This is a genomic window from Paraburkholderia franconis (assembly GCF_009362735.1).
GTDB lineage: Bacteria > Pseudomonadota > Gammaproteobacteria > Burkholderiales > Burkholderiaceae > Paraburkholderia > Paraburkholderia franconis.
In genome coordinates this window covers 20450-28940 of record NZ_WHNP01000075.1, presented here as the reverse complement: position 1 = coordinate 28940, position 8491 = coordinate 20450, and the positions used below count along the sequence as shown (strand labels likewise).

Annotated in this window: 6 protein-coding genes and 2 pseudogenes; 6 read left to right on the top strand and 2 right to left on the bottom strand. The window is 55.6% G+C overall.

Annotated features, from left to right (window positions below; genetic code table 11):
• Positions 1-292: transposase (locus tag GCT13_RS39360; RefSeq protein WP_193727883.1), on the top strand; the 292-nt coding region annotated here is incomplete at its 5' end.
• Here the strand turns inward: GCT13_RS39360 and GCT13_RS39355 are convergent.
• Positions 274-1032: a hypothetical protein gene (locus tag GCT13_RS39355; protein WP_152767320.1), complete on the bottom strand. Its 759-nt coding sequence runs from the start codon at positions 1030-1032 to the stop codon at positions 274-276. The two genes, GCT13_RS39360 and GCT13_RS39355, sit on opposite strands and share 19 nt — an antisense overlap.
• Positions 1033-1205: 173 nt before the next feature.
• Between GCT13_RS39355 and pdxR the strand changes: the two genes are divergently transcribed.
• The 3 genes and pseudogenes from pdxR to GCT13_RS51430 all read left to right on the top strand — a co-directional run.
• Entirely contained in the window at positions 1206-2669 is a 1464-nt protein-coding gene (gene pdxR, locus GCT13_RS39350; protein ID WP_456093728.1) for a MocR-like pyridoxine biosynthesis transcription factor PdxR, read from the top strand.
• A gap of 723 nt (positions 2670-3392) precedes the next feature.
• Entirely contained in the window at positions 3393-3677 is a 285-nt protein-coding gene (locus GCT13_RS51435; protein ID WP_152767318.1) for a multinuclear nonheme iron-dependent oxidase, read from the top strand.
• Positions 3678-3708: 31 nt separating this feature from the next.
• Positions 3709-3990, top strand: a pseudogene (locus GCT13_RS51430) (multinuclear nonheme iron-dependent oxidase); the annotation flags it as partial.
• Positions 3991-4282: 292 nt separating this feature from the next.
• On the opposite strand, the pseudogene GCT13_RS39335 reads toward GCT13_RS51430, so the two are convergent.
• A pseudogene (locus GCT13_RS39335) lies at positions 4283-4519 on the bottom strand (carboxymuconolactone decarboxylase family protein); the annotation flags it as partial.
• Between the two features lie 490 nt (positions 4520-5009).
• Between GCT13_RS39335 and GCT13_RS39330 the strand changes: the two are divergent.
• Positions 5010-6014 carry an ornithine cyclodeaminase family protein gene (locus GCT13_RS39330; protein ID WP_152767316.1) on the top strand — a complete coding sequence of 335 codons (1005 nt, stop codon included), beginning with the start codon at positions 5010-5012 and terminating at the stop codon, positions 6012-6014.
• 299 nt (positions 6015-6313) lie between these two features.
• A complete protein-coding gene (locus GCT13_RS39325; RefSeq protein ID WP_152767315.1) occupies positions 6314-7957 on the top strand; it encodes an HAL/PAL/TAL family ammonia-lyase in 1644 nt (547 codons plus the stop codon).
• Positions 7958-8491 lie beyond the last annotated feature (534 nt).

Sequence of the window (8491 nt, the reverse complement as noted above, 5' to 3'; positions counted from 1 at the left end):
TCTGATTGTCGACGGACTGCCCGCACACAAAAAGGCCGTCGTGAAGGACTACGTTGCCAGTACTAACGGCAAACTGACCCTGCACTTTCTGCCCGGTTATGCACCGGACCTCAACCCGGATGAGTTGGTGTGGAGCCACGTGAAGCGCACAGGCGTCGCGCGAAATCCCTTGCGCAAGGGCGAAAAGCTCGGTCCGAAAGTTCACGACCAACTTGCACAGGTCCAGCAAAACCCAGAACTCGTGCGCTCGTTTTTCAGGCATCCGTCTGTCGCCTATATTTCTGATCTATGAGTAATATGCGAGGCAATGAAAATGACAAGGTACGCCCCGGTTGCCGTCTGGACTGCCCCGAGAAAGTCCTGTTTAAGGTTAAGCTTCGGCGCCAACAGCACGAGTCCGCTTACGATTTGAAAGAAAAAGAGTGCAATCAAAATAGGTTCAAGCCATCCTGCTCGATAAATGTGGCGCAGCCCAAGCATGACGGACTTATGGACGTCGGTGCCGAAGACGCCGACAGCGTGGTTACCCAGATGAGGAAACAGGTACACTGCGATGATGGCGACGGATGCTACACCATGAAGCACACGGACGCGACTCGTGTTCACGATCGGTCGTGAGAGGGCGGTATCACTTCGCTCAGTGGAAAGTGTCAACAGGCTTCCAACAGTCACAGCAGCCCATAAGCCGAGCCACACCTTCCCGTCTGCCCCGTTTATTTTCATGAGGTATAGCAGAACTCCTACGATGACATACAGCGGCGGTGAGGCAAATGTCAGGTGCGCCAGACGACGCAAAATGACGGTTTGCCTTCCACTTACATCGAGCCGGGCGAGCGTCAATAGGCTGACAAACGCGCTAGCAGGCACCGCGTATACCAATGCCATAGCGAACAACGCACCAGCGGTGCTGTGGTTGCCGGTTGCTTCGTAGAACTTCGTGAGATACCACGGATAGCCCAGCGCCAGCACGGTCGGCGCGAAGTGCCAATAAAGCGAGGAGGTCCGATCAGCTCGAGCAATCGTAGAGTTCATAGTCGTGGTTCCGAGTAATTCACCGCGCGCAGGCGCGGAGATATGCCGCGTAGTTGACGCTTAACGATTCTAAGATTTTGCAATTGGGGATGTGGGCCGAAGTTGCCCGTGGGAATTGGGCCGTAGAAACATTCGTCTGGGAAAACGAACGGTCGACGGAAATGTGAAATTCAGTGGGAGGCCGCGTGGACGACCTTTTAATCAGGCTAGACGGAGTGGGTCCGATCCAGCAACAAGTGTACGAAGGTATCTACTCTGCCTTAACAGACGGGCGACTGGAAGCGGGCCAGCGTCTGCCTGCGTCCAGAACTTGGGCGATCCAGCTCGGTGTGTCTCGCAACACGATAAGAGAGGCCACCGCAGCATTGATAGCGGAGGGCTGGCTAGAGGCCCGCGTCGGCTCGGGTTTATACGTACGCAAGAGTCCACAACAAAGTAGTTTTCCCGCTATAACTTCCGGGTCACGATTGCGTCTAGCCGAATGGTCCGAGCGTCTTCCAGTGAAGACGTTCGTGCTGCAGGAGAAGGACGTTGATGTAGATTTTCGACCCGGAAAAGTTTCCGAGGAAGCCGAACAGGTTTTTCGGCGTAGGCGCTTAGGCCGATGGCCGTCAGACATGGAGCCGGGGCGCCTTTCAGAATATGGCCCGCCTGAAGGAGATGCACGTCTACGCGAGCGGATCGCGGCCTACTTGCGGCAATCGCGATCGGTTCGTTGTACCGGCGCGGATATCGTCATTACCACCGGCACTCACCAATCACTTGATCTTCTGTCGAGACTGTTGCTGGGACCAGGGACGACGTTTGGCGTGGAAGATCCGGGTTTTCCTGTGGTCGCCGAGATCGTGCGGCTATCCGGATGCGAACCTTTTCCGCTTCAAGTGGACGAGCAAGGAGTCAAGGTCGAGGAAATTCCTGAAGGAATCGTCGGACTTTACTGTACGCCCAATCACCAGTTTCCGCTGGGCGTTACTCTGACACCGGCCCGGCGGAAAGCGCTGCTTGCACGCGCAGCGAAAGACGATTTCGTGATCCTCGAAGATGATTACGACTGCGAGTTTTATCACGGCAAAATGCCATCCCCGTGCCTTCAGTCGGCTGATAGGGAGCAACGCGTGATCTACCTGGGTTCGCTGTCAAAGATCTTGGCGCCGGCCTACCGGCTTGGCTTCATAGTCGCGCCTCCCTGGCTGCTGGATGGCCTTAGAAAGGCAAAATGGATAGTAGACAGACAAACGTCCATGCTCGTTCAGAATTCCTTGTTGCAGTTCATGATAAGTGGCGATTTCTCTGTCCATCTGGCCGGCATGCGTGTGGAGTACAAGAGGCGGCGTGCGCTTCTGCTCGAAGCGATCCAAAGCCGTCTCTCCACCTGGCTCACACCCTTGGACTCGACGTGCGGCCTGCACATTTCCGCGCGAGTGAATGCTGGTTACGACATCGACTCGCTGTGCCGCGTAGCGGATGAAGAAGGTGTTGGCATATACAGGGGAGACGCATTTTCCAGCGCGGGGCGTGCGTCCAATATGCTGGTGTTCGGTTTTGGTGGAACACCAGTACAAGAAATCAACAAGGGTGTCAGCCTGCTCGCCGTTGGTTGGCAGAGCCAAAATTGCTCGCTCGGCCTACGCTCATAACGAATGAACGGCTTGACACAGTGTCGTCCGACGTTCAACGAAGAACATCGGTGGTCCGCCAGTGAGTGATGGCAACGCGCTGCCGGGACACTGTTGCGCCCGCTGCCTCAACCGTGATCATTGAGAGCCTTCACGTCAGACGGCACCATATTAATGTCCCAGTCTAATAGTCGATTTTTGTACCTGTCGAGCGGTGTCCGTTCTTCTAAACTAAGATAACGAATTCGGCGCCGCGACATCCACCTGTGTGAGTCACATCAATAATGATCAGGATCGTATCGTCGATGACGGCGACATAGGGGAACCGAGACCCAATCTCCACGGAGAGGGGCCGCGTCAAACGATTCCGGCCGTAGCTAGGGCGGGGCTGGGCGGTCATCGGCTCGCAGCATGGTCGGGACAGCGGTTCATCGCAGTCAGTGGGTTTTCGATTGCGGTGAAGGCCCGGCGACCCGATACACCGAAACGTAGTTGACCAGCGATCGCGTTGACCATCTTCATATCCTTAACCGTATCAACGACACCACTGGCGATTTTCTGTCGATGAAGGAGGCGTTACGTAATCGTGGCAAGCGGACATTCACCGCTCGAGTCAACGCCCGTTCGCGCGTCCAGTGCAGTACGCCCGAATCTTAATCTTGGCGTCGGCATAGGTCCTGCCATGCGAATTATCCCGACTTTCTGGCCGCAAAGCAGCCGGTGGAGGTTCACACAAAATAGTACATGGGCGATGGTGGCTCGATCTGCATGTTCTGGGGAGGTCCGAAGGATCATCTGTTGAGTTTCCATGGTGTAAGGCTCGGTGTCGGTTCGGCGGGACCGCTGAACCTTGAGCACCTTAATCGAGTCGCATCACTGGTTAATCGATTTCAGCCGGCATGTATCCGAGCACCTGTTCTCGTCGACTGTGTTGACGCGTCATATGCACGACTTGCCGCCTTTGCCTGTTACATTGAACATCCCCTTGATGTGGTGACACGGCACGTCGTCCGGATGCAGACGTGGTGAAGCGGAACGTCTTGGTAGAAACGTCCCGAGCCATGTTCGCTTCCGAGAGGACGAGATGACGGAAGGTGACTTCCTCGGGGAGCTTGTGCGCCGCACAGGCTGCGCGATTCTCCTCGAAGTCAATAACCTTTATACGAACCGGTGCAATCAATGCGAAGATGCGTTCGACGCGCCGGGGCGGATCCCACCGGATGTTGTCGACGGTGAATCCGGATGTTTAGAAGTTCGTGGTACGGATTTCATCGTGAGGCGTTGCTTCGTTAGAGCGGAGCAAATGAATTGGGCATGTGAACGTAGCTATCTTTCAAATTGATTCGATGACGCAACAGAATGCCGCGCTTGTGGAGCAAGCCGCAGCCTCTGCCACTTCACTTGAGTCCCAGACGAGCAAACTCCGGTTGATCGTGTCACGGGTCAGGCCCAGTCTTTTGGTAAATGCGGCAGCAGGTGCGAGGCGGATATCGCTGGGCTCCGTTCGACTTCCTCGGAACTCGGTGGAAGACGGACAAGACGTCGGCGAGCACTTCCGGCCGCCTTCACAGGTCAAGAGAGATTTGGTTCCGGCTGCTCGCCGCGTACAGGTCGTAAGGGGTGGTTCGACGGCATCACTCCTTGAACAACTGCGAAGAGTGCGTCACTGCTCCGCTGGCACGGATTGCTGCCGCAACGAGAGCCGCTTCGGCAAGCTGCTCGCTGGTTGCTCCAGTGTTGCGAGCGTCTTTGGTATGCAGTTCGATGCAGTAAGGACATTGCGTTGTCAACGCCACCGCGACCGCGATGAGCTGCTTCTGCTGAACGCTAAGCGCCCCCTCAGCGAACGCCGCGTCATTAAACGCCCAGAAGGTTTTCGCGGCTGAACGCTGCTGCTACTGACGTTGACAGCAGCGATCCGCCCAGGTCGTTGTGAAGTGTGCTGCCGGTCGGGGGACTGTAGCCAACGGGCCGGGTAATCTGGCTACTCGTCCCGTCTGCTGTCTCCGCCCCCATTGACGCTTGCCTGGAATAACTCTGTTGGCGTGGTCGAATCATCTCTGCGATCACCGGTTAGCCCGGTTGGACACGCGTGTCAGGCCTTCAACGCCTTTCCAGCTTCGCTGACGCGAACTGGGTTGGCGTCCCGCCGCGATCCGAGCATCCCTCGCCAGCAAAACAAAGTATATACATATCGACACGTTCCCATAGTGGAAGTGCCTGCAAACGAAGGTTATCTTGCAAAACGATGCAAATGTATAGACATGAAACATCAACCTTGCTAGGCTTCGATACCGTCTGACTGCTGCTCGCGACGTGTGAGCCTTAACAGTCGCATATCCACGATCGGAGAATAACTGGATGCAATCTATTCACCTTACCTACCTGAATGGTCCTGACATTGCGCGCTTGGCGCTGACAGATCAGGAAATCCTGGACGCGGTGGAGAAGGGACTGGCGGCACAAGGTCGAGGGCAGACGGTAATTGAACCGCGCGTGCACCTGATTCCGGAAAGTTCCGATAAAGGGCACTTCAATGTACTTCGCGGTGTGATCCATCCGCTGTGCCTTGCAGGAGTCAAGACGGTCGGAGACTTTGTTAACAACTATAAGCATGATCTGCCGTCGGAATTGGCTCTTCTCAATCTGTTCGACCCGCAAACCGGCGTGCCGAAAGCGATCCTGGATGCGACATCAATTACTGACATGCGCACAGGTGCAATAACCGCGCTCGGAGCTAAGTACCTCGCGCGCAAGGACAGTAGGGTGCTCGGCCATATTGGCGCACGTGGAACCTCATACTGGAACGTGCGGTTGCTCGATCACTTCTTTAATTTCGAGGAGATCCGCGTGCACTCCAAGCGTACGGAAAGCCGCTATGCATTTGCTGCGAGGCTTTCGAAAGATCTTCGCAAGCCGGTACGTGTTGTCGATAACTGGGAAGCATGTGTGCGCGATGCGGATATCGTCGTCGAAGCATCTCGTCTGCCAGCCCCGGAGCCACTACTCAAGACCGAATGGATCAAGAAGGGAGCCTTCGTGGTGCCGTACGGCACGATGAGTGCGGTGGAGTTCTCTCTGACGGACATCATGGACAAAATGATTGTCGATGACTGGGGGCAATGTAGGAAAGGTTTCCCGTTTGGTGCGCTGCGCGCACACGTCGACTCAGATAAGTTGAGCGAGGAGACACTGCACGCCGAGCTCGGCCAGATCGTTGCTGGTCTGAAGCCGGGACGTGAAAATGATGACGAAACTATCCTTTTCTGGCATCGGGGTCTTAGCCTGAGTGATATCGCGCTCGGGCACGCGTTGTTGGAAAAAGCGAGGAAATTGGATATCGGTCAGACGCTGCGCTTTGCGTGATTCAAGGATGCGCTTTTGGACTCTTCGATCACAAAGAGAGAGCGAACCTTCCGTTGACGTTGTGGTCGGCGACCATAGACGCAAATATGCGAAATGCCGTCCAAGAGTACGGACTTTGGGATTGGCGCAATCAGTTGCGCACCTTCGGAGATTTGACCGTTTTAGCCCACGATTGCTTCCGTTCCCGCCGATTTTGCAAGTAGCCGGACACGTGAGTTTGGCCGGGTCTGATTGCAGTGGCACGAGGGCGGTGATCGAACACGCGTTTTGTCACAACCAGGAAACGTAGGAATAACTAAATGCTACGGGCTTTTCTTTATGTGATCGGTGCCAGTGCTGTTCTCGCATCGCTTTCATGTCAAGCCGCCGTCATGCTCGACGGAACAGGGGTTACACCAGAAGCAATCGCGCGCGTTGCCGATGGGGAGACTGTTGAAGTTCCGGCTTCAGCTCGTGCCCGCGTCGCGAAGGGACACGATATCGTGCTGACTGCAGCTGCGGATGGTCAGCGCATCTACGGTCTGACCGTTGGTGTCGGACTGAATAAGGATCGTCAAATGGTCGATGCAAAGGGCCAGTTGACACCTGAGGTCATCGACGCATCGATGCGCTTTAACGCCGCGTTGCTTCACGCGCACTCCGCGGGTGTCGGCGCCGATATGGATATACGAGACGCGCGTGCTGCGATGGCGGTGCGTCTTAACCAGATGCTGGTTGGTGCTGCAGGGGTTCAACCAGCAGTGGTGGATATGTTTGCGCAACTGCTCAATCACGGCATTACGCCAGCGATACCGTCGAACGGTTCAATGGGTGAAGCGGATATTACGCTGCTGGCGCACGTCGGCCTGACGATGATGGGTGAGGGCGACGTATACTATCGCGGCGCAAAGACTGATGCGTGGCATGCACTCTCGGCAGAAGATGTCCAGCCGATCAAGCCGTGGGGAAAGGACGCGCTCGGAATTCTGAGTTCAAACGCCTATACGACGGGCATGGCGAGTCTCGCGCTTGTTGACCTGACGCAGTTGAACAAGATGGCCAAGCTGGTCTACGCAGTCGCTCTACAGGGCCTGAATGGCAACGTTTCACCGTTTCTCGAGGATTCCCTGTCGTTGCATCCATTCCCGCACGTCATGAGTACCGGCGCGGCGCTACGTTCACTCCTCGCTGGTAGCTCACTATGGCAACGGGACGATGCACGAGCACTGCAGGATCCGCTCAGCTTTCGGGACGCGCCATATCTGCTGGCCGAACTTGACCGCAGCTCTGAGGAAGCGCGCCATCAAATGATGATTCAGTTGAACTCCTCGGACGACAACCCGGGCGTCTCGATAAGCGTCAAACCGAAGTCGGATCTTTACCAGGCCAGGCGCAGCTATGTGAGCCGAGATGGTCTCACGGGGGCCGTGCTGCCAACTGCGAACTTCGAACCGCTGCCCTTTGTACTGACATTCGAAGAAATGGGCATTGCAATCGCACACAATTCCCTCGCATCTGCACAGCAGATAATCAAGCTCAACGATCCTCGTTTCACGCATCTGAGTCGCTTCCTCGGCACTGACAACACACTGCATGCGTTCGGCGCGATGGAAAAACCGCCGGTCGTGCTCGCCATGACGAACAAAGAGCTCGCGATGCCGGTCTCGCTCGACTATCTGCCGGTGGCGGGAGATATCGAAGACATCGCGACGAACGCACCGCAGGTGGTGCGTCGCGTGCGCACCGAAATCGACAATCACTTTCAGTTGCTTGGCATCGAATTAGTGTCTGCTGCCCAAGCCGTTGATCTGCGGAAGCAACAGCCGGGCGGCTTCACGGCATCGCCAAAGACCGAGATGTTCATGGACGCATTCCGACAGATGGTTAGTTTCCGCGACACAGACAGGCCATTTACGCTGGAATTCCGGAAGGCCGCCATGTTTTTGAAGCACTACTCAAACTGAATGGGATGCCCCAAAGGAATCTTTTATCCGCGCTAAGCCTGAATACCTTGGCCTTGAGGTGGGTGATGAACTGCCATTGTCGACAGCGGAGCACGAGACACGCAAAGCCCAAGGGCTGAAGGAGGTCGGCCAGGAGGACGTCAATGAAAGGCGGCTAGATAGTCCATGGCAAAGACCGATTACAATGGCGCCAAACCATGATACGAGCAGGTCATTTTGATGGCCAAATGCAACCTGTCAACACGCACCGTTCTGTATGCTCACTTCACATCGCGACATTCATCGAGCGCTGGGTTGGCTGTTGAAAATGGTGCATGCTCCGCTTCAAGCGGCAATGGATAGACGCGGTCAATTGCGTCGCGGATGTAGAGGCTCCATCGGCCTGTTGCGTAGTAAGTGGTCGCAAAAGGTTGTATAGCCGAAACTCTAACAATTATTAAAGATTACTTGCAGGATGCTGCGAGGTGTCGCTTTTTGCGATACCTCCGGCTTGCCACGATCGGGTCTGTGTTGTCGTTATCTGGAGCTATGTTA

Excerpts from the sequence above, each read along its gene's own strand:
- GCT13_RS51435 (WP_152767318.1), top strand. The coding sequence starts at position 3,393 with ATGGGCGATGGTGGCTCGATCTGCATGTTCTGGGGAGGTCCGAAGGAT.
- GCT13_RS39355 (WP_152767320.1), bottom strand. The coding sequence starts at position 1,032 with ATGAACTCTACGATTGCTCGAGCTGATCGGACCTCCTCGCTTTATTGG.
- GCT13_RS39330 (WP_152767316.1), top strand. The coding sequence starts at position 5,010 with ATGCAATCTATTCACCTTACCTACCTGAATGGTCCTGACATTGCGCGC.
- GCT13_RS39325 (WP_152767315.1), top strand. The coding sequence starts at position 6,314 with ATGCTACGGGCTTTTCTTTATGTGATCGGTGCCAGTGCTGTTCTCGCA.